Source organism: Pseudomonas sp. F3-2, assembly GCF_038804275.1.
In the GTDB taxonomy this organism is placed as follows: Bacteria; Pseudomonadota; Gammaproteobacteria; order Pseudomonadales; family Pseudomonadaceae; genus Aquipseudomonas.
In genome coordinates, this window is the sequence record NZ_CP152388.1 from 1,038,424 (window position 1) to 1,059,917 (window position 21,494).

Consider the following 21,494-nt stretch of genomic DNA (forward strand, 5'->3'; position numbering starts at 1 on the left):
GCGATATGCGCTGAAGCGGCCAATGCCATGATTAAACAACGCACCCTGAAGAATATTATCCGTGCCACAGGTATCGGCCTGCACTCGGGGGAAAAGGTTTACCTGACCCTCAAACCTGCACCTGTGAACGCTGGCATTGTGTTTTTCCGTACCGACCTCGAGCCGGTTGTCCAGATCAACGCGCACGCGTTGAACGTCGGTGACACCACGCTCTCCACAACGCTGTTCAACGGCGACGTGAAGGTCGATACGGTAGAGCACTTGCTATCGGCCATGGCCGGCCTTGGCATTGATAACGCCTACGTTGAACTTTCTGCCTCCGAAGTTCCGATCATGGATGGCAGCGCAGGTCCCTTCGTATTCCTGATTCAGTCGGCTGGCCTGGAAGAGCAGGACGCACCGAAGAAATTCATCCGCATCCTTAAAGAAGTCTGCGTTGAGGAAGACGGAAAATACGCGAAGTTCATGCCGTTCGAGGGTTTCAAGGTGAGTTTCGAAATAGATTTCGACCACCCGTTCCTGAAAAACCGCACGCAAACTGCAAGCGTCGACTTCTCCAGCACTTCATTCGTGAAGGAAGTGAGCCGCGCCCGGACATTCGGTTTCATGAAAGACATCGAATACCTGCGCAAACACAACCTTGCACTGGGCGGCAGCGTCGAGAACGCAATCGTCGTGGACAAGGACGGCGTGTTGAACGAAGACGGCCTGCGGTACGAGGACGAATTCGTCAAACACAAGATCCTGGATGCCATCGGTGACCTGTATCTGTTGGGCAACAGCCTGATCGGCGAGTACCACGGCTTCAAGTCGGGACATGGCCTGAACAACCGTCTGCTGCGTGCATTGATTGCACAGGAAGACGCTTGGGAAGTCGTGACCTTCGAAGATGCCAGTACCGCACCGATCTCTTACATGCGCCCTGTTGCGGCAGTGTAAACAGTCTCTTCTTCTAGTTTGATTATTTAAGGCCACCTTCGGGTGGCCTTTTTTATGCGCGATCGAAAGGCAGTGCGGCTTCCTGGCTGAAGCCGGTCCTACAGTGTGCGAGGCAGGACCGGCTCTGTATCGGTAACACCGGCTTCAGCCGGGAAAGAGCCGGTGCGAACGCTGGCTTTTCGCCGCTTATGATTTTCCAGGCTCTTTCGGCACCGTATGCGCCGCCAATCGCTCCAGCGCTGCGCGCAGCTTGGGATCGCTGATTCCCTCGGCCGTTGCGCTGATGGTTTCGGCGGCGTTTGACGAAATGCCTCTTGAGTGACCAACGGCAGCCCGATGAATTGTCGCAGGCTGCACCTTGAGCTGCAGGCGCGTGAGGTTCGAGAATTCCTTGAACGCCACCAATTGCCGCTGCAGACGTTTTTGCTGATAGCGCAGCCGCGTGGCCCAATGTCCGTCAGTGACCACCAGCAGCAGCGTGCCTTCCCGCCACGAAGCCACATGACAGTGAGGGCGAGCGGCCGGTTGCAACTGACTTTCAAGCAGGCGCTGCAAATGCGCCAGCCGTTGGGCGTGGTTGAAAATGGCTTTGAGTGGCCTGGCTTCGCGCAACAGAACGGCCGGTGCGCGAGCCGGTAAAGGACGAAATGCCATGGAAGTTGCCTGACGGTACACGGCATCATGTTACCAGAACGCCGGACGTGACCCCTGTACTCATTGGGTCTGAGGGAAGCTCACTGTTGCGCCTGATGAAAAAACATTAATCAAACTTCTGCCCTCGATGGGTTGAAGTCCGAAGAAATGCCCCTATTGTACTTCTGCCCCGTAACATTGCTGTGCCAGCATCGTGGAATAACGCCACTTTCCTCACCACCATTTCCGGGTAGAATGCTCGTTCGCATGCGGCCATGAGGGCTGCACGGGCGACTCACGGGGCCGCCCTCCATCCCTATGTGTGGAAGATCCTGTCGATATGTTTGCACCTTTGTTAAAAAAACTTTTCGGAAGCAAAAACGAGCGCGAAGTGAAGCGCATGCTCAAGACGGTTCAGGTCGTCAACAGCTTCGAAGAGCAAATGGTGGCCCTTTCGGACGAGCAACTGCGCGCCAAGACCGAAGAGTTCAAGGCCCGCATAGCCAAAGGTGAGACCCTCGATAAGCTCCTGCCTGAAGCTTTCGCGGTCTGCCGCGAGGCGGGTAAACGCGTCATGGGGATGCGTCACTTCGACGTTCAGCTGATCGGCGGCATGACGCTGCACGAAGGCATGATCGCCGAGATGCGTACCGGTGAAGGTAAAACCCTGGTAGCGACCCTGGCGGTATACCTCAATGCGTTGTCCGGCAAGGGCGTGCACGTGGTAACCGTGAACGATTACCTGGCCCGTCGTGACGCCAACTGGATGCGTCCGTTGTACGAATTCCTCGGCCTGACCGTAGGCGTCGTCACGCCATTTCAGCCGCCTGAAGAAAAGCGTGCTGCTTACAATTCGGACATCACCTACGGCACCAACAACGAATTCGGTTTCGATTACCTGCGCGACAACATGGCCTTCAGCCTGGAAGACAAATTCCAGCGCGAGCTGAACTTTGCCGTGATCGACGAAGTGGACTCGATCCTCATCGACGAAGCCCGTACGCCGCTGATCATTTCCGGTCAGGCCGAAGACAGTTCCAAGCTGTACACCGAAATCAACAAGCTGATCCCGAAGCTCGAACAGCACATCGAGGAAGTGGAAGGTCAGGTCACCAAGCAAGGTCACTTCACCATCGACGAGAAGTCCCGTCAGGTGGAGCTGAATGAATCCGGCCACCAGTTCATCGAAGAAATGCTGACCGAAGTGGGTCTGCTGGCTGAAGGCGAGAGCCTGTACTCGGCGCACAACCTGGGTCTGCTGACCCACGTTTACGCCGGTCTGCGTGCGCACAAGCTGTTCCATCGCAACGTCGAATACATCGTTCAGGACGGCGGCATTCTGCTGGTCGACGAGCACACGGGCCGTACGATGCCGGGTCGTCGCCTGTCCGAGGGCCTGCATCAGGCCATCGAGGCCAAAGAGCACCTGAACATTCAGGCCGAAAGCCAGACACTGGCATCGACCACGTTCCAGAACTACTTCCGTCTGTACAACAAGCTGTCCGGCATGACCGGTACTGCAGACACCGAAGCGTTCGAATTCCACCAGATCTACTCGCTGGCCGTCATGGTCATTCCGCCGAACAAGCCGTTGGCGCGTAAGGATTTCAACGATCTGGTGTACCTGACCGCCGAAGAGAAATACGCGGCGATCATCACGGACATCAAGGCTTGTCTGGCCGAGCGACGTCCTGTTCTGGTCGGCACTGCGACCATCGAAACTTCCGAGCACATGTCCAATCTGCTGCGCAAGGAAGGCATCGATCACAAGGTTCTGAACGCCAAGTTCCACGAAAAAGAAGCTGAGATCATCGCCCAGGCCGGTCGTCCTGGCGCGCTGACCATCGCCACCAACATGGCCGGTCGTGGTACCGACATCCTGTTGGGCGGCAACTGGGAAGTGGAAGTCGCCAGCCTGGAAGATCCGACGCCAGAGCAGATCGCACAGATCAAGGCCGACTGGCAGAAGCGTCATCAGCAAGTGATCGAAGCGGGCGGCCTGCACGTCATCGCTTCCGAGCGTCATGAATCGCGTCGTATCGACAACCAGCTGCGCGGTCGTGCGGGCCGTCAGGGTGACACCGGTTCGAGCCGCTTCTACCTGTCGCTGGAAGACAGCCTGATGCGCATTTTCGCCTCTGACCGGGTGAAGAACTTCATGAAGGCGCTAGGCATGCAGTCTGGCGAGGCGATCGAACACCGCATGGTGACCAACGCAATCGAGAAGGCGCAGCGCAAGGTCGAAGGACGCAACTTCGACATCCGTAAGCAATTGCTCGAGTTCGACGACGTTTCCAACGAACAGCGTAAAGTGATCTACCACATGCGTAACAGCCTGCTGGCTGCGACCAACGTTGGTGACACCATTGCCGAGTTCCGCGAGGAAGTCCTGGACGCGACCATCAGTGCGCACATCCCTCCACAATCGCTGCCAGAGCAGTGGGATGTGGCCGGTCTGGAAGCCGCGCTGAACAGCGATTTCGGGGTCAAGCTGCCGATTCAGCAGTGGCTGGACGAAGACGATCACCTGCACGAAGAAACCCTGCGTCCGAAACTCCTTGAAGCCATCATGCAGGCTTACAACGAGAAGGAAGATCAGGCGAGCGCCGAAGCGTTGCGCACCTTCGAGAAGCAGATTCTGTTGCGCGTTCTGGACGATCTGTGGAAAGACCACCTGTCGACCATGGACCATCTGCGTCACGGTATCCACCTGCGCGGCTACGCTCAGAAGAACCCGAAGCAGGAATACAAGCGCGAGTCGTTCACGCTGTTCCAGGAATTGCTGGATTCGATCAAGCGCGACACCATCCGTGTGCTGTCTCACGTCCAGGTTCGCCGCGAAGATCCGGCCGAGGAAGAAGCCCGTCTGCGCCGCGAAGCCGAAGAACTGGCTCAGCGCATGCAGTTCCAGCACGCCGAAGCACCGGGGCTGGATCAGCCTGAGGCGTTGGCGGAGGACGGTGAAGACGTCGCCGTTGCCGCCGCCACGGCCATGTCGCCAGTGCGCAACGACCAGAAGCTGGGCCGTAACGAACTGTGCTGGTGTGGTTCGGGCAAGAAATTCAAACACTGTCACGGCCAGATCAATTAAGTAACGGCTCGACAGTGGCTGCACCGTAATACCGCGCCGCGACCGGCTTTGCCGTCGCGGCGTTTTTCAATTGATCGAGCCGTACCGGCGATAGCGGGCGGCCGGCTATTTCAAGGAGCGCATTTCATGGCTGTTGGTCTTGGTCCTCTGCCGACGCTGCACCCGGTTCCCGGTTTCGAACTTGGCATCGCCTCTGCCGGCATCAAGCGCCCGGGGCGCAAGGATGTCGTGGTCATGCGCTGCGCCGAAGGCTCCAGCGTCGCGGGCGTGTTCACCCTGAATGCCTTTTGCGCAGCGCCGGTGATCCTCTCCAAGCAGCGCGTGGGCGGCACCGTGCGTTATCTGCTGACCAACACCGGCAACGCCAACGCGGGCACCGGCGAGCCTGGGCTGCAAGCCGCTGAGCGCACCACCGCGCGTCTGGCTGACCTGACCGGCGTCGACGCCAGCGCCGTGCTGCCGTTTTCCACAGGCGTCATCGGTGAGCCGTTGCCTGTGGAAAAAATCGAAGGCGCACTGCAAGCGGCGCTGGATGATCTGTCCGTGGATAACTGGGCTGCCGCGGCCACAGGCATCATGACCACTGACACGCTGCCCAAAGGCGCGAGCCGTCAGTTCCAGATCGATGGCGTGACCGTCACCGTCACCGGCATCAGCAAGGGCGCGGGCATGATTCGCCCGAACATGGCCACAATGCTCGGCTACATCGCCACCGACGCCAAGGTTTCCCAGAGCGTATTGCAGGACCTTATCCGCGACGGTGCGAACAAATCGTTCAACCGCATCACCATCGATGGCGACACCTCGACCAACGACTGCTGCATGCTGATCGCCACCGGTCAGGCCGACCTGCCGGAGGTCACCGAAGCCCGCGGTCCGCTGTTCGACGCGCTGAAAAAGGCTGTCTTCGAAGTCTGCATGGAAGTGGCTCAGGCCATCGTGCGTGACGGCGAGGGCGCGACCAAGTTCGTGACCGTCGAAGTCAACGGTGGCGCCAACCATCAGGAGTGCCTGGACGTCGGCTACACCGTCGCTCATTCGCCGCTGATCAAGACCGCATTGTTCGCCTCCGATCCCAACTGGGGCCGCATTCTGGCAGCCGTGGGGCGTGCGGGTGTGCCGGACCTGGACGTGAGCAAGATCGACGTGTTCCTCAGCGGCGTGTGCATCGCCAGCAAGGGCGCGCGGGCCTCTACTTACACCGAAGCGCAAGGTTCGGCGGTCATGGCTGAAGAAGAAATCACCATTCGCATCGAGCTGGGGCGTGGCGATTGCAGCGAGACCATCTGGACCACTGACCTGTCCCATGAGTACGTGAAGATCAACGCGGAATACCGCACCTGATCGGACCTTGTGTGGCGGGCATGCACACTCCGGTGCTGAATCTGTAAGGGCGAATGCCTGCGACAGGGCGGTATCAGCGTCAGGCTTCATCGCCGGACTGCCGCATTGCCAATGAATTCGCCCTCGACAGGGTTCATTTCATACAGATATCAATGGAGCTGAAACATGAGCCTGCACCTGATCATCGGCGACAAACGCTACTCCTCTTGGTCATTGCGACCTTGGCTGGTGCTTGAAATGATCGGCCAGCCCTTCACTGATCAGGTCATCCGTCTGAATCAGGCGGACACTTCCCGCCTGATTCGCGAGCATTCACCCACCGGCAAGGTGCCTGCGCTGAAATGCGAGCACGGCACCATCGTCGATTCGCTGGCGATCTGCGAATACCTTGCCGAACGTTTTCCCGACGCTGCGCTGTGGCCGGTGGATGTGGCGGCGCGTGCTCAGGCGCGTTCGGCGTGCGCTCAGATGCACAGCGGCTTCGTCGCTCTGCGCTCCAACCTGCCGATGGACCTGCGCCGCGATGAGGCGCTGGAAGTCATTCCGGTGGAGGCACAGGCCGACATCGATCGCATGGTCGAGCTGTGGTCCGAGTGCCGCGCGGCGTCCAGAGACGGTGGCCCGTTTCTGTTCGGCAAGCCAGGCATTGTCGACGCGTTTTTCGCGCCGGTAGCCGTGCGGCTGCGCACGTACCACGTCGACTTGCCGGATGCGGCGAGTGCGTATGTCGAGACGATTTACCAATGGCCTGCATTCAAGCGTTGGCAGCAGGCCGGTCTGGAGGAAGGTTAACGTGAAACGCATCCATGTGGCCGCCGCCGTCATTCGTGGCATCGACGGCAGGATTCTCATCGCCCGACGTGCCGACAAGCAGCACCAGGGCGGCTTGTGGGAGTTTCCCGGTGGCAAGGTCGAACCTCAGGAATCCGTCGAAACAGCGCTGGCCCGAGAGCTGAACGAGGAGCTGTGCATCGTCGTCAAGGCGGCGCGCCCGCTGATCAAGATCAAGCACGATTACCCCGACAAGCAAGTGCTGCTGGATGTCTGGGAGGTCTCTTCCTTCACTGGCGAACCTCACGGGGCGGAAGGTCAGCCGCTGGCCTGGGTGTCGAATCGCGAGCTGGCCGGTTACGACTTTCCGGCTGCCAATCGGCCCATCGTCGCGGCCGCCCGTTTGCCTGCCGAATACCTGATCACCCCGGATGCCCTCGACACCCCGCAACTGTTGCAGGGCATGCAGAAAGCGATTGCCGACGGGATCAAACTGATCCAACTGCGTGCGCCGAATGGCTATGACCCGAAATACCGCGATGTGGCGGTCGATGCGGTCGGCCTGTGTGCGGGCAAGGCGCAGTTGATGCTCAAGGGCCCACTGGAATGGCTGGGCGATTTTCCCGCCGCTGGCTGGCACCTGACCAGCGAGCAATTGCGAAAGTACGCCAGCAAGGGCAGGCCGTTTCCCGAAGATCGCTGGTTGGCGGCGTCTTGCCACAGCGCTGAAGAACTGAGCCTTGCAGAGCAGATGGGCGTGGACTTCGTCACCCTCTCGCCAGTCCAGCCGACGCAGACTCACCCGGACGCGCAGCCGCTGGGTTGGGAGCTGGCCCGCGAGTTGATCGATGGCTTCAGCAAACCGGTTTACCTGCTTGGCGGAGTGGGGCCTGCCGAGCGCGAGCTTGCGTGGGAAAACGGCGCACAAGGTGTAGCCGGAATCCGGGCGTTCTGGCCAACCGTCTGAACGCGATTCCTGCAGGCGCGGGACACGTCGCGCGCTTGCAGGCTTGTGGTCACTCAGGCTTCTTCGCTGGCTCCCACAGGATTTCTGCCACACCTTCGCGTCGGGCGATGATCCTCGCGGCGACAAACAGCAAATCCGACAGCCGATTGATATAAGCCAGCCCGACGCCGGTCAGGGGCTCCAGGCTGTTCAAGTGCTGGCAACGGCGTTCGGCGCTGCGTGCCAGGCTTCGACAGACATGCGCCTGAGCGATCAGCGACGAACCGCCCGGGAGAATGAAGTTCTTCAGCGGGCCGAGTTCCTCATTCCAGCGATCGATCGCCGCTTCCAGACGCTCGACTTCGGCGGCATTCAGCGCCTGATATTCGGGCATCGCCAGCTCACCGCCCAGATCGAACAGCCGGTGCTGGCATGGGCCAAGCACTTCGATGATTTCCTGCATCGCCGGCATTGCTCCCGCCAGCCCTTCAAGGCCGGCCAACAGCAACCCTAACTGGCTGTTCAGCGTGTCGACCTCGCCAATCGCCTCGATGCGAGGGTGATCCTTGGGCACGCGGCGGCCATCGCCCAGCCCGGTTTCACCCTTGTCACCCGTGCGCGTGTAGATTTTCGACAAGCGAAATCCCATCGTTTTCTCCTGGTCCTGCGGACCTATTCATTACCGGCAATGATCTGCTCGGGCACATTCATTTCGCTGCCCGCCAGCGGCAGGCGCAAGGTGAAGCAGGTGCCTTGGCCCAGCGTGGAATGCACTTCCATCTGGCCCTTGTGGTTGTTGGTGATGATGAAATAGGAAACCGAAAGCCCGAGCCCGGTGCCCTGGCCGATTTCCTTGGTGGTGAAGAAGGGCTCGAACGTGCGCTTGCGTACGCTTTCCGACATGCCGATGCCGTTGTCCTCGACCTGAATTTCGGCCCATGGCGGATTCAGGCGAGTGCGCAGAATGATGCGTCCTGGCTCGGCGTCGTTCTCGCGCTGGTGAATGGCCTGCGCCGCGTTTTTCAGCAGATTGAGCAACACCTGCTCCAGTTCATTGGCGGTGCCGGGCACCGGTCCCAGGTTGGGATCGAACTGACGGATAATGTTCTGGCCCTTGAAATCGAAGCCGATGGTCAGGTCGAAGTCGTTGCTGGCGATTTCCACAGCCTGATCGATCAGCGCCGGGAGATCGCAAGGTGCCATTTGCCGATTGCTGCGACGACTGAAACTGAGCATGTGACTGACGATCTTCGCCGCCCGCGCACCTGCCTGCTGAATGCCGTCGAGCAATTGCGGCACTTCGCGGGCGCTGAGGTACTGGTTCACTGCGCTCAGCTCGACGCCTTCCTGTTCGGCCTGCTCCAGGTTCTTCGGCAATTCCGGCGACAGGCGACGGCGAATGTTCTGCACGTTGTGCATGATCGCGCCAAGCGGGTTGTTGATCTCGTGCGCCATGCCGGCTGCCAGGCCGCCCACCGACAGCATTTTCTCCGATTGCACCATCATTTCTTCCAGCGACAGGCGCTGGGTGATGTCGTCGATCCGGATCACCGCCCCGCGACCTGCGCCCCCGGTCAGCGGGTAGAAGGTGAGGGCGTAATGGTGCGAGACGTCGCCCTTGACCCAGGTCACCCGCTCGATCTTGGTGACGGTGTGGCGTTCGACCGTCTGTTTGATCTGTGGCAGGAAGGCCTTCATCGGCGCAAAGGCCAGGTAGATCGGCTGGTTCAAGGCTTCGTCAAGGGGCGTGCCCGACAGCGCGCCCGCTTCCTGATTCCACTGCGTGACGTAAAGCTGTTCGTCCAGCGCGATCAACGCCGAAGGCATCGAGTCGATGATGCTGTTGAGGTAGTTCTGAAAGCCGGTCAGCTTCTTCTCGATCTTGCTGCGTACCTGAACTTCCAGCTCCAGTTTGCGGTTGGTGTGGCGGGTTTCTTCGGCCAGTCCTTGCGCCTGATCGTAAGCTTCCTGCGACTCGTCACGCGCGCGCTTGAGCTGCTGCTCACGGGCCTCCATGCGCGACAGCATGGTGTTGAATGCCTCGGCCAGCGAGCCGATCTCGTCATGATTGCCGGGGCCGGCACGCAGCGCGTAGTTCTCCTCGCGGGTGACTCGCCGGGACAAGTCTTCCAGCTGATAGATCGGCTCGGTGATGAAGCGGCGAATCTGCCGGGCGACCCCGGCCCAGAGCAGCACGCTGAAAATCAGAATGCCAAGGCTGGCCGTCAGTGTGCCGGTGTAGAACGCCGTCGGCAGTTCGCTGCTGGCCACCAGCAGCAGGTGGCCGGGCGCCTGACCGGGCTTGGGCACTGGAATCACTTGAGTATTGCGAAACTCGGTGATGCGCCAGCTTTCCAGATTGCGATAGTGATCGGGCAGGCGCAGCTTGTCGCCCTGTTGCATTTGGGCCAGTCGATTGCCGTTGCTGTCATAGACTGCCGCTGCCCTCAAAGGGCTGTAGTTTTTCAGCTCCTTGAGCAGCGCTTGCGCGTTGTAGGGCGAAGACAGCGCCTGTTCGGACAGGCCGGGATTGCTGATCAGCCGGCCGATCGTCTGCAGGGCCTGCGGCGCCATCGCTTCCTGAGAAATGTAGTAAGCGGCGCTGATGAAGGTCAGGTTGGCGACCAGCAGGACCGTAGTCAGCAAGACCAACAGGGCGGCCAGAAGCTTTTGACCGACCGGCAGATTTTCAAGGCGCTGGCGCAATGGCATGGGGCAGAGTCACCGAAATGAGGAGCAGGCAGGTTAGCGCTGTTCGCGGCTTGCGCAAACCCGAACCGGCGAAATGATCGGCACCCGGCAAAGCGCGACCTTCTCCGTGGTCAGTCGCTGGGCAGGCCCTTGGCGACCAGGTGGGCGGTCAGCCTCTCGCGCACCCGGTTCAGCTCTGGCGCGGGACAGCCGTGTTCAACCGCTTTGGCGCAGAGGTAACCGAGCAAGTAGCTGATTTCGGTGCGCCGTCCGTGCGCCACGTCCTGATACATCGACGAGTAATTGGCTGCAGTGGCCTGAATCACCCGATTCACCTCGTCGTGCAGACCCGTGGCGGCGCCGGGTCTGCCGCATGCGTTCAGCACTTGAACCAGTTCGTCGCACAGCGCACGGACTTCTTCGCCCTGTCGCAGCAACGCGCCATTGGTGCACGCGTGCAGCACCGTCAGCGGGTTGATCGCGCAGTTGAGCGCCAGCTTGCGCCAGAGGCGGTCGAGAATGTCAGCGGTCCATTGGTGAGGAATTCCCGCTGCCGAGAGCTCGTCCAGCCATGGCGGCGGTGTCTGCGTGGTATCGCCGAGCCAGTTGAAGCCTTGTCCGGCAAACACGACGTTCCATGGCGGGTTGCAGAACGCGCCTTCGGTGCTGGAGACGAAAATGCAGCGAGCCTTGGGGATCATCGCTGCGACGGCATCCTGGCTGCCCAGACCATTCTGCAGCAGCAGAACCTCGGCGCCGTCGACCAGACGCGAAGCGATAGAGGCCACGGCACGTTCCGCGTCGTACGCCTTGCAGGCGACCAGCAGTCGCTCGACAGGCTCCGCAGACGCGGCCGATTGGGCAGGGATGGCAAAGGTCTGACGCTGGCCTCCTTCATTCAAAACGAGCCCGCCGTGCGCGTGATAGGCCGCCAGTCGCGCTTCGTTACGCAAGATCAGCCGCACTGGCAGGCCGGCGCGAGCCAGTCGCGTGGCCCACAGACTGCCCAGGCTGCCCGCGCCGAGTATGTGCCAGCACAGCGGTTTCAAGAGCGGGCGCGCCGCAGGTCAGTGAGTGCGGTGGGCAGTGAAAACAAAATCGACATCGCAGGCTCACATGAACGTGGGAAAAGTCTCGTTATAATGAGCGGGCTTTCATACCGTCAAGTCAGGCGTGCTCCATCCACATGTCGAGCCGCGCCGTATCAATTGGAGAATCTACATGCCCTCGTTCGACGTAGTGTCCGAACTGGATAAACACGAAGTCACGAATGCCGTCGACAACGCGATCAAGGAGCTGGACCGCCGCTACGACCTCAAAGGCAAAGGCAGCTTCGAGTTCAAGGAAAAGGAACTCACCGTCAACCTCACCGCCGAGGCCGAGTTTCAGCTCGAAGCCATGATCGAGATCCTTAAACTGGCCCTGATCAAGCGCAAGATCGACGTGCAATGTCTGGAAGTGAAGGATGCCTATCCGTCCGGCAAAGTGATGAAGCAGGAAGCGACGCTCAAGGAAGGCATCGACAAGGAGCTGGCCAAGAAAATCGTCGCGCACATCAAGGACGCCAAGCTCAAGGTCCAGGCCGCCATCCAGGGCGAGCAAGTGCGCGTGACCGGCAAGAAGCGTGACGATCTGCAGGAAGCCATCGCCGCCCTGCGTGCGAAAGAATTCGGCATGCCGCTGCAATTCAATAACTTCCGCGACTGATCCCGCCGATTTGCCTCAACGCGGGAACCTGAGGGTTTTACGCGCGTCGGAGTGCAGGTCCCCTTGAAACGATGGCGCCTGTGAGCGTCATCGTTTCTGCTTTCGTTTCGCGACCACAAGGAGCACTCAATGGAGCTGGATTTGAACGGCCAGGTGGATCACCTGGTCAAGGCTTCCCAAGCCTGGATTCCCATGGTCATGCAATACGGCAGCCGCGTGCTGCTGGCGGTCGTCGTGCTGCTGGTCGGCTGGTGGCTGATCAATAAACTGACTTCAAAAGTGGGCGCGCTGCTGGCCCTGCGTCACGTTGATCTGGCGTTGCAGGGGTTCATCAGCAGCCTGGGCAACATCATTCTCAAGATCCTCCTGATCGTCAGCGTCGCCTCGATGATCGGCGTCGAAACCACCTCGTTCGTCGCTGCGATCGGTGCTGCCGGTCTGGCCATCGGCCTGGCGCTGCAAGGCAGCCTCGCCAACTTCGCCGGCGGGGTGCTGATTCTGCTGTTTCGTCCCTTCCGCATCGGTGACTGGATCGAAGCGCAAGGTGTGTCGGGCACCGTCGACAGCATTCAGATCTTCCACACGATCATCCGCACCGGTGACAACAAGACCGTGATCCTGCCCAACGGCAACCTGTCCAACGGCATCATCACCAACACCAACCGTCAGCCGACCCGCAAGATCACCTTCGATGTGGGCATCGACTACGACGCCGACCTCAAGCAGGCGCTCGGCGTGCTGATGGAAATGGCCGACGATCCGCGCGTGCTGCAGGATCCGGCGCCGCAGGCCGTGGTGGCGGCGCTTGGCGACAGCTCGATCACCGTGTCACTGCGGGTCTGGACCAAGACCGGCGATTTCGGTGAAGTGTCCAACCGTTTCAACGCCGAGATTCGTGATCGCCTGCGTGCAGCGAACATCGACATCCCGTTCCCGCAGCGCGTGGTTCGTGTGGTGCAGGAGCAGCAGGAAGCAATGCCTCAGCGTTAAACCCTGAGCAGAAACGCAAAAGCCCCGGCTCGAAAGAGACCGGGGCTTTTTGTTGGGTGTCGGGAGTGCGTCAGAGGGCGGGCGCGTTGCCGGGTGAAGATCAGGGCTGTTCGCTTACCTGCGTTTCGGCCGGTTTCTCGTCCTCTTCGCGCTTCTCCTTGCGCGCTTCCTGCACCCAGTGCAGCGCAATCATGAACAGCGTCGGTACGCCCATCAGCGCCGTCACCAGGAAGAAGTTGTGATAGCCCAGCTTCTCGACCATGACCCCTGAATAGCCTCCAATCAGACGCGGCAGCAGCAGCATGATCGAGCTGAGCAGGGCGTACTGCGTGGCCGAGAACTTCAGGTTGGTCAGGCTCGACAGGTACGCCACGAACGCCGACGTCGCAAGGCCTGAACTGAAGTTGTCCAGCGAGATGGTGACAATCAGCATTTTCAGATTCGGGCCCATGTCGGCCAGCATCAGGAACAGCAGGTTGGTGGCGGCAGAGGTTGCTCCGCCAATGAACAGGATCGGCAGAATGCCGAACCGCACGATCGCCAGACCGCCGAATGCCGCGCCCACCAAGGTCATGACCAGCCCGAAAATCTTGCTGACGCTGGCGATCTGATCCTTGGTGAAGCCTTGGTCGATATAGAACACGTTTGCCATCACGCCCATCACCGTATCGGACATGCGATAGGTTGCGATCAGGCCGAGCAGCAGCAGCGCTTGCCAGCGGTAACGCAGGATGAAATCGTTGATCGGCGTCAGCACCGGCGCCAACCCGCGACGTCCTACAGAAGAAAGGCACGCGCCTGTCAGGAGGGTGTAGAGAATCGCACGCAGAAAGGCGCGGTCTTCCATGAGCAGGTCTTTCCAGGTCGTACCTTGAAAGAGCACGCTGGCGAAGTCGGTGTTGTACAACTGCGTGAACATGGCAGGCACCGACACCAACAGGACGATCAGCACGAACACCGATGCCAGTTGATGAACGAAGCCGTAACGGGCCGCCGACAGCTGCGTGCGCAATGGCACGGACGGCTCGCGCATGATCAGGCTGGTGATCAGCGCGGGCACCATGAGCAAACCGAACAACACGTAGGTGCCGGTCCAGGCGGAGTGTTTGTAAGCGAAGCCGGTGGAGCCGAAACCTTCGGCAAAATACAGCGCGCCGGCCGTGGCAAGCAGCGCCGCGACCCGGTAACCGGCCATGTAACTGGCGGCGAGGGTGGCTTGCTGGCTATCGCTGGCGATCTCCAGGCGGTAAGCATCGATGGCGATGTCTTGCGTGGCAGACGAAAAGGCGACCAGAACGGCAATCGCGATCAGCCAGGACAGGTGCTGCTGCGGGTCGCAGAAGCCCATGCCGATCAGACCCAGTGTCACCAGAGATTGCGACAGCACCAGCCAGGAACGCCGACGGCCAAGCCGACCCAGCAGCGGCAGACTCCATTGGTCGAGCAGGGGCGACCACACCCATTTGAACGCGTAGGCCAGGCCGATCAGGCTGGCATAACCGATGGTTTCACGGGCCACGCCCGCTTCGCGCAGCCAGACAGAAAGCGTAGAGAACACCAGCATGTAAGGCATGCCTGCGGCAAACCCGAGCAGCAAGAGCACAAAGGTAGAGGGGCTGGCATATGCGGCGAGCGCGGCGCGCCAGGTTTTGCGGGGCATGGGCTGGAATCTGCCTCAGATTACGTAAACAAAGCGCGCACTCTAACCGTTGTGCTCTGTCGGACGCCAGCCATGACGCTGCATATCCACACGATTGTTACGGATGGTCACGCCTTCGGCACGCAACCGCGCCCGTTGCTCCTTTCCCGACACGGTGCCTGCCGCCAGGCTGAGTCGACCTCCGGCGCCCAATACGCGATGCCACGGCAGGGTGCTGCCGTCTGGCAACTGGCTCAAGGTGCGGCCCACGAAGCGTGCCGCTCGTCCTAAACCGGCCAGCTCGGCCAGCTGCCCGTAACTCACGACTTTTCCCTCCGGCACTTGATGCAGCGTGAGGTAAAGTGCCGTGCGCCGGGCCTCTGCGGGAGACAGGCCGGTGGGGTCGTTTTCGATCGAGGATTGTTCGATCACGCATTCGTTCCTGATTGTAGGACCAACGGGAATTTTCGATAAGGAACTTGGGAAATTTCCTACGGTCAGTGTTACCTGTGCCGGCGGTCCCTCGATTGCCTTGACGTTGTCCGCAAGGATAATGCCCGATTTTCCGCGAACCAGAGCCTTGTAGTTGCTTATGTTGTCCAGAACCCTGTTGTGTCTAGCTATTACCAGCGCTTCCACTCCCTTGCTCGCCGACACCGTCTGGTTGAAGAACGGTGACAAGCTGACCGGGACCATCAAGGTCTTCGACGGCGGGAAGCTGCTGCTCAACACCAAGTATGCAGGCGATATCCCGCTGGACTGGAAAGAGGTCAAGACGCTGGAGAGTGACCAGCACTTGCTGGTCAAGCAGGACGCCTACAACGGTGAAATATCCAAGTCGCTGCACGCCGCCGATGACGGCAAGGTCACCCTTGCCAACGGCGACGCGCCCAAGACCGTGGATCTGGCCAGCATCCAGCAGATCATGAAGCCCAAACCTGTGGTGACTGATCTGGTCTGGAAGGGCAATGTCGACGCCGCCCTGGACTTCCAGCGTGCTGACAAAGACACCGACGACTACAACATCGCGTTCAAGACTTCGGCTACTCATGGCAGATGGCGTCACAACGCCGAGGGTGAGTACAACCGCGAGACGCAGGACAAAGAGACCACCACCGACAACTGGAACGCCGAGTACTCCATCGACCGGTTCATCACCGACAAGTGGTTCTGGGATGGCCGGATTACCTACAAGCACGACAACATCGAAGACCTGCGCCGCCAGAGAACGGTCGGTACCGGTCCGGGCTATCAGTTCTGGGACGATGAACTGGGTGCGTTCAAGGTCGGGACGCTGCTTAACCGCACGGATTACGAATACTCCAACGGGGAGAAAGACAACTTCTACTCGGTATCCGGCACCTGGGACTACAACCGCTACCTGATTGGCAAGAAGGTTGAGTTCTTCACCAACGGCGAACTCGGCAAGCCTATCAGTGGCGTTGCCGATTACAGCCTGGATACCGAAATCGGCCTGCGTTACAAAGTCACCGAGTGGGCGTCCCTCAACCTCAAGGCCGAGAAGAACATCATCAGCGGATCTGACGACGGCGATCTGGACAAGACTCGTTACACCGCAGGCTTCGGCGTGGCCTGGTAAGGCGGTTTCTTGATATTGGTCCCGCAAGTAGAGCTTCAGTCGACTTGCGGAGTCAGGCACTGTGGGAGCGAGCGTGCTCGCGAATGCTTGCTGGCTGTCGTCGCATCTTTGCCGGATGTCATGACCGCTTCGTGAGCAAGCTCACTCCCACAGAGATCTCCGGGTATTCCCGAACTCTCCGGCCACACCCAACTCCCGTAGGAGCGAGCTTGCTCGCGAAGACTGAGTAACAGCCGAAGCATTTTCAGCGGATGTACCGGCCTTTCGTGAGCAAGCTCACTCCCACAGAGATCTCTGGGTATTCCCGAACTCTCCGGCCACACCCAACTCCCGTAGGAGCGAGCTTGCTCGCGAAGACTGAGTAACAGCCGCTTCATCTCCACCGGACACACCGGCCAATTCGCGGGCAAGCGCGCTCCTACAAGGGTACGCGGGGCTGACTGGTAACAAAACCTGTGGGCAAGCTTGCTCATGAAAGCTGACGTCCAGACACTACATTTCCACCGCATCCACTGGCCTCTTCCCGGCTGAAGCCGGTCCTACAGACGCTGCGAGCTTTTCGTAGGAACGGCTTTAGCCGGGAAAGCGTCGGGGGTCACGCCGTTGATCGAGGGGCTGTTAAAGACAGTTGGCTCACTCCCACAGCGTTCGCGATTGGCCCACAGAGTTTTTACGCGATTTCTTCGCAAAATCGTCACAGCTTCTCAATCTGGCACCCGCCTGCGATAACGATTATCTTGTTCCCGATACCCGCCGATGTGGGTCTTTTCGTCTGTGCAGATTACGTTTTCTTTGAGGAGCCCCACCATGAGCGCCAAAGCCAACCGGCAAGCCCGAGCATTGCTGCTCAAGGAATATCGTGGCGTGCTGTCGACTCATTCCAAGTCGATGCCCGGTTTCCCCTTCGGCTCCGTGGTGCCGTATTGCCTGGACGACCAGGGCCGTCCGCTGATCCTGATCAGCCGCATCGCTCAGCACACCCACAATCTGCAGCTCGACCCCAAATGCTCGCTGCTGGTGGGCGAGCGGGGCGCCGAAGACGTTCAGGCCGTCGGGCGCGTCACTGTCATGGCCGAGGCGCATAAGCTCAGCGATGACGTGGCCATCGAAGCTGCCGCTCAGCGCTATTACCGCTATTTCCCCGAATCGCAGAGCTACCACAGCGCGCACGATTTCGACTTCTGGGTGCTGACGCCGGTGCGTTATCGCTTCATCGGCGGCTTCGGCGCGATCCACTGGCTGGACGAGGTCGCACTGACCAACCCTTTCGCCGGTGCCGCCGAGACCAGCATGGTCGAGCACATGAACCAGGACCACGCCAAAGCCATCGCGCACTATGTCGAACTGGCGGGTCTGCCGGCGACCGAGCCCGCGACGCTGGTCGGCATCGACAGCGAAGGCATGCATCTGCGCATCGGTCAGGGACTGTTCTGGTTGGCCTTCCCGGAGCCTTGTAATACGCCGACACAAGTGCGCCAGGCCTTGGTTCAGCTGGCTCACGCTGAAAAATGGCCGGTCGCTGAAGCCGTCGAGGCTTGAATTAACGAATTTGCGACTTCATCTAGGCTCTACTGGAAGACGTCTTCCGTTGAGGAACTGATTTGATGCGCGCTTTTCTTTTGCTTTTATTGCTTTTTCCGGTGCTCGAGCTGTTCGTGCTGGTAAAGGTCGGGATGTCTATCGGCTTTCTGGCGACGTTCCTGTTGGTCGTCGCAGGCTCGATGCTTGGGATTTTCGTGATTCGCGTCGCCGGTCTGGCCACTGCCATGAGCGCACGCGAAAGTCTGGCTCGGGGCGAACTGCCCGCGCAGCAGATGATGGATGGCTTGATGATGACGGTAGGTGGCGGGCTTCTGGTGCTGCCGGGCTTCATCAGTGATGTGCTCGGTGTCATTTGCCTGATGCCGTTCACTCGTCGTCTGCTGGCCAACAAGGTGCGCCAGCGTGCGCAGGATCAGGCCGCGCGGCAGCGGGCTTTTGCCGAAGACATGCATGCGGCGAACCCCGCAGGCCCGAGCGCGGGTCGCCCGAGTGCGCGGCGGCCGGAGGTCATCGAAGGTGAGGTGATCGAAGGCGAATACGAGCCGCTCGACAAAAAGTGATCCGCCTCCATGACTTGCACGGCACCTTCGGGTGCCGTACTGCTTTTTGGCGACCGCCATTTCGTTAAAAAATTTCTGGGTCGAGCCTTGTAATCAGCTTGCTCGCCCTTATGTATGGGTCACCGCAAGGTTTCTGGCGCATTTCGTCAGACCGTATTCTGCGGTTCGCTCGCGAACCGTAACCGGCAAGCCCGGATGTTTTAACCCCCCGGTGCCAACACCGGGCGTTCAAAAACCATAATTAGGAGATCGACAATGAAGCTTCGTCCTCTGCATGACCGCGTCGTAATCCGTCGCAGCGAAGAAGAAACCAAGACTGCTGGCGGTATCGTGCTGCCAGGTTCGGCTGCTGAGAAACCAAACCGTGGCGAAATCATCGCCGTCGGTGCCGGTCGCATCCTGGACAACGGTGAAGTACGTGCGCTGGCCGTGAAAGTGGGTGACAAAGTGGTGTTCGGCCCTTACTCCGGCAGCAACACTGTGAAAGTAGACGGCGAAGACCTGCTGGTGATGAGCGAGAACGAAATTCTCGCGGTCGTCGAAGGCTGAGTTGATACCCCGCATTTCCCGTTACTACAAAGTATTTAAGGAATAACGATCATGGCTGCTAAAGAAGTTAAATTCGGCGACGCTGGCCGTAAAAAGATGCTGGCTGGTGTAAACGTCCTGGCCGACGCTGTCAAAGCAACTCTGGGCCCGAAAGGCCGTAACGTCATCATCGAGAAAAGCTTCGGCGCTCCGCTGATCACCAAAGACGGTGTGTCGGTTGCCAAAGAAATCGAATTGAAAGACCGTTTCGAAAACATGGGCGCGCAGCTGGTCAAAGACGTTGCCTCCCGTGCCAACGACGACGCTGGTGACGGTACCACCACCGCTACCGTTCTGGCTCAAGCCATCGTCAACGAAGGCCTGAAAGCCGTCGCTGCCGGCATGAACCCGATGGACCTCAAGCGCGGCATCGACAAGGCGACCATCGCCATCGTTGCTCAGCTGAAATCGCTGTCCAAGCCTTGCACCGACACCAAGGCCATTGCTCAGGTCGGCACCATCTCGGCCAACTCCGATAATTCCATCGGCGACATCATTGCCGAAGCCATGGAAAAAGTGACCAAAGACGGTGTCATCACCGTTGAAGAAGGTTCGGGTCTGGAAAACGAGCTGTCGGTCGTTGAAGGCATGCAGTTCGACCGTGGCTACCTGTCCCCGTACTTCATCAACAAGCCGGACACCATGGTTGCTGAGCTGGACAGCCCTCTGCTGCTGTTGGTTGACAAGAAGATCTCCAATATCCGCGAAATGCTGCCAGTCCTGGAAGCCGTCGCCAAAGCCGGCCGTCCTCTGCTGATCGTTGCCGAAGACGTTGAAGGCGAAGCCCTGGCGACTCTGGTTGTGAACAACATGCGTGGCATCGTCAAAGTCGCTGCCGTCAAGGCGCCAGGCTTCGGTGACCGTCGCAAGGCCATGCTGCAGGACATCGCTGTCCTGACTGGCGGTACCGTCATCTCCGAAGAGATCGGTCTGAGCCTGGAAAGCACTACCCTGGAGCACCTGGGTAACGCCAAGCGCGTCGTGCTGAACAAAGAAAACACCACCATCATCGACGGTGCCGGCGTGAAGACCGACATCGACGCACGTATCGCTCAGATCCGTCAGCAAATCGGTGACACTTCGTCCGACTACGACAAAGAGAAGCTGCAAGAGCGTCTGGCCAAGCTGTCCGGCGGCGTTGCAGTGATCAAGGTCGGTGCCGGTTCCGAAGTTGAAATGAAAGAGAAGAAGGCCCGCGTTGAAGACGCCCTGCACGCAACCCGCGCAGCCGTCGAAGAAGGCGTGGTACCTGGCGGTGGCGTGGCTCTGGTCCGCTCCCTGCAGGCCATCTCCGAGCTGAAAGGCGACAACGCCGATCAGAACGTCGGTATCGCACTGCTGCGCCGCGCTGTTGAAGCACCGCTGCGTCAGATCGTTGCCAACTCCGGCGACGAGCCAAGCGTTGTAGTCGACAAGGTCAAGCAGGGTTCGGGTAACTTCGGTTACAACGCTGCCACCGGCGAATACGGCGACATGATCGAAATGGGTATTCTGGACCCGGCTAAAGTGACTCGTTCTGCTCTGCAGGCCGCGTCCTCCATCGCCAGTCTGATGATCACCACCGAGGCGATGATCGCTGACGTGGCTGAAGACAAGCCTGCAGCTGGCGGCATGCCAGACATGGGCGGCATGGGTGGCATGGGCGGCATGATGTAAGTCGGCCTTCACCCTTTAGCTGTAATAAAGAAACCCCGCTTCGGCGGGGTTTTTTTATGGGGGACTGGCTTTGGATCGTTACTCTGATGCCCTTCGGGCCTATCGCGAGCAAGCTCACTCCTACATCTGTTGCAACGTGCCGCGGTCTGATGGACTGAGTTGATCGCCTTCGTGTTCGCCAAGAATTTCGATGGAACACCGAAATGCGGACGAGGAGATCTGTCGGACTGCGGCACGTTGCAACAAATGTGCGAGTGAGCCAACTGTCTTTAACAGCCCCTCGATCAACGGCGTGACGCCCGACGCGTTCCCGGCTAAAGCCGGTCCTACGAAAAGCTCGTAGCGTCTGTAGGACCGGCTTCAGCCGGGAAGAGGCCAGTGGATGCTGTGGAAATGTAGCGTCTGGACGTCACCGTTCATGAGCAAGCTTGCCCCATAGGTTTTGTAACCAGTCAGCGCCGCGTACCTTTGTAGGAGCGCGCTTGCCCGCGAATTGGCCGGTGTATCCGGTGGAGATGCTTCGGCTGTTACTCAGTCTTCGCGGGCAAGCGCGCTCCTACGGGAGTTGGGTGTGGCCGGAGAGTTCGGGAATACCCGCAGATCCCTGTGGGAGCTTGCTCGCGATCGGCGACGCAGTCGCCGTAGAAACTATGCGGTCTGCTTGGTGAACCGCGTCATCCGATGCTGCTGCCGCTGCGCGCCAGATCGCGGGACAAACCGCGCTCCTACAAAGGATTTGTGGCGTTGCCAGGATTTGTGTCGAGCGCAGAATTTGTGGGAGCGAGCTTGCTCGCGAT

The 21,494-nt window shown here is 59.7% G+C and carries 18 protein-coding genes; 12 read left to right on the forward strand and 6 right to left on the reverse strand.

The genetic code is table 11. From position 1 onward, the window contains the following. The first annotated feature begins 27 nt into the window (after window positions 1–27). Window positions 28–939 carry a UDP-3-O-acyl-N-acetylglucosamine deacetylase gene (gene lpxC / locus AAGQ88_RS04780; protein ID WP_093461792.1) on the forward strand — a complete coding sequence of 304 codons (912 nt, stop codon included), beginning with the start codon at window positions 28–30 and terminating at the stop codon, window positions 937–939. Between the two features lie 186 nt (window positions 940–1,125). Here the strand turns inward: lpxC and AAGQ88_RS04785 are convergent, their stop codons facing one another. Beyond that, on the reverse strand, window positions 1,126–1,593 hold the full coding sequence (locus AAGQ88_RS04785; RefSeq protein WP_342654559.1) for a DciA family protein: 468 nt from the start codon (window positions 1,591–1,593) through the stop codon (window positions 1,126–1,128). Window positions 1,594–1,912: 319 nt separating this feature from the next. Here AAGQ88_RS04785 and secA point away from each other — a divergent pair, with 319 nt between their 5' ends. The 4 genes from secA (at window position 1,913) to AAGQ88_RS04805 (ending at window position 7,745) form a co-directional block, all read left to right on the forward strand. Beyond that, window positions 1,913–4,663 (forward strand): preprotein translocase subunit SecA, encoded by a 2,751-nt coding sequence (gene secA / locus AAGQ88_RS04790; RefSeq protein ID WP_342654560.1) that lies wholly within the window; start codon window positions 1,913–1,915, stop codon window positions 4,661–4,663. Window positions 4,664–4,789: 126 nt separating this feature from the next. Beyond that, entirely contained in the window at window positions 4,790–6,007 is a 1,218-nt protein-coding gene (gene argJ, locus AAGQ88_RS04795) for a bifunctional glutamate N-acetyltransferase/amino-acid acetyltransferase ArgJ (protein ID WP_342654561.1), read from the forward strand. A 165-nt stretch (window positions 6,008–6,172) separates the two neighbouring features. After that, window positions 6,173–6,799 (forward strand): glutathione S-transferase family protein, encoded by a 627-nt coding sequence (locus AAGQ88_RS04800; RefSeq protein ID WP_285423105.1) that lies wholly within the window; start codon window positions 6,173–6,175, stop codon window positions 6,797–6,799. 1 nt (window position 6,800) lies between these two features. Beyond that, window positions 6,801–7,745: a Nudix family hydrolase gene (locus AAGQ88_RS04805; RefSeq protein WP_342654562.1), complete on the forward strand. Its 945-nt coding sequence runs from the start codon at window positions 6,801–6,803 to the stop codon at window positions 7,743–7,745. Window positions 7,746–7,794: 49 nt separating this feature from the next. On the opposite strand, the gene AAGQ88_RS04810 is transcribed toward AAGQ88_RS04805, so the two are convergent. The 3 genes from AAGQ88_RS04810 to AAGQ88_RS04820 form a co-directional block, all read right to left on the reverse strand. Next, the gene (locus AAGQ88_RS04810) at window positions 7,795–8,373 is read right to left on the reverse strand and encodes a cob(I)yrinic acid a,c-diamide adenosyltransferase (protein ID WP_342654563.1); all 579 of its coding nucleotides are present in this window, start codon (window positions 8,371–8,373) and stop codon (window positions 7,795–7,797) included. Between the two features lie 23 nt (window positions 8,374–8,396). Continuing rightward, window positions 8,397–10,436, reverse strand: a complete 2,040-nt coding sequence (locus AAGQ88_RS04815; protein ID WP_342654564.1) for an ATP-binding protein — start codon at window positions 10,434–10,436, stop codon at window positions 8,397–8,399. A gap of 110 nt (window positions 10,437–10,546) precedes the next feature. After that, entirely contained in the window at window positions 10,547–11,455 is a 909-nt protein-coding gene (locus AAGQ88_RS04820) for a putative 2-dehydropantoate 2-reductase (RefSeq protein ID WP_342655739.1), read from the reverse strand. A gap of 181 nt (window positions 11,456–11,636) precedes the next feature. Here AAGQ88_RS04820 and AAGQ88_RS04825 point away from each other — a divergent pair, with 181 nt between their 5' ends. Together AAGQ88_RS04825 and AAGQ88_RS04830 are read left to right on the forward strand one after the other, a co-directional pair. After that, a complete protein-coding gene (locus AAGQ88_RS04825) occupies window positions 11,637–12,122 on the forward strand; it encodes a YajQ family cyclic di-GMP-binding protein (protein WP_093461769.1) in 486 nt (161 codons plus the stop codon). 135 nt (window positions 12,123–12,257) lie between these two features. Continuing rightward, window positions 12,258–13,112 (forward strand): mechanosensitive ion channel family protein, encoded by an 855-nt coding sequence (locus tag AAGQ88_RS04830; protein ID WP_093462567.1) that lies wholly within the window; start codon window positions 12,258–12,260, stop codon window positions 13,110–13,112. A 100-nt stretch (window positions 13,113–13,212) separates the two neighbouring features. Here AAGQ88_RS04830 and AAGQ88_RS04835 read toward each other — a convergent pair whose 3' ends face one another. Further along, window positions 13,213–14,772: an AmpG family muropeptide MFS transporter gene (locus AAGQ88_RS04835; RefSeq protein ID WP_285423109.1), complete on the reverse strand. Its 1,560-nt coding sequence runs from the start codon at window positions 14,770–14,772 to the stop codon at window positions 13,213–13,215. A gap of 42 nt (window positions 14,773–14,814) precedes the next feature. Further along, window positions 14,815–15,183 carry an MGMT family protein gene (locus tag AAGQ88_RS04840; protein WP_342654565.1) on the reverse strand — a complete coding sequence of 123 codons (369 nt, stop codon included), beginning with the start codon at window positions 15,181–15,183 and terminating at the stop codon, window positions 14,815–14,817. Window positions 15,184–15,343: 160 nt separating this feature from the next. Here AAGQ88_RS04840 and AAGQ88_RS04845 point away from each other — a divergent pair, with 160 nt between their 5' ends. The 5 genes from AAGQ88_RS04845 (at window position 15,344) to groL (ending at window position 20,697) form a co-directional block, all read left to right on the forward strand. Continuing rightward, a complete protein-coding gene (locus AAGQ88_RS04845; protein WP_285423111.1) occupies window positions 15,344–16,351 on the forward strand; it encodes a DUF481 domain-containing protein in 1,008 nt (335 codons plus the stop codon). Between the two features lie 807 nt (window positions 16,352–17,158). Next, a complete protein-coding gene (locus AAGQ88_RS04850; protein WP_342654566.1) occupies window positions 17,159–17,890 on the forward strand; it encodes a HugZ family protein in 732 nt (243 codons plus the stop codon). Window positions 17,891–17,955: 65 nt separating this feature from the next. Then, window positions 17,956–18,453: an FxsA family protein gene (locus tag AAGQ88_RS04855; protein WP_342654567.1), complete on the forward strand. Its 498-nt coding sequence runs from the start codon at window positions 17,956–17,958 to the stop codon at window positions 18,451–18,453. Between the two features lie 255 nt (window positions 18,454–18,708). Further along, on the forward strand, window positions 18,709–19,002 hold the full coding sequence (locus tag AAGQ88_RS04860; protein ID WP_062384143.1) for a co-chaperone GroES: 294 nt from the start codon (window positions 18,709–18,711) through the stop codon (window positions 19,000–19,002). 51 nt (window positions 19,003–19,053) lie between these two features. After that, on the forward strand, window positions 19,054–20,697 hold the full coding sequence (gene groL, locus AAGQ88_RS04865; RefSeq protein WP_093461751.1) for a chaperonin GroEL: 1,644 nt from the start codon (window positions 19,054–19,056) through the stop codon (window positions 20,695–20,697). The last annotated feature ends 797 nt before the right edge of the window (window positions 20,698–21,494 follow it).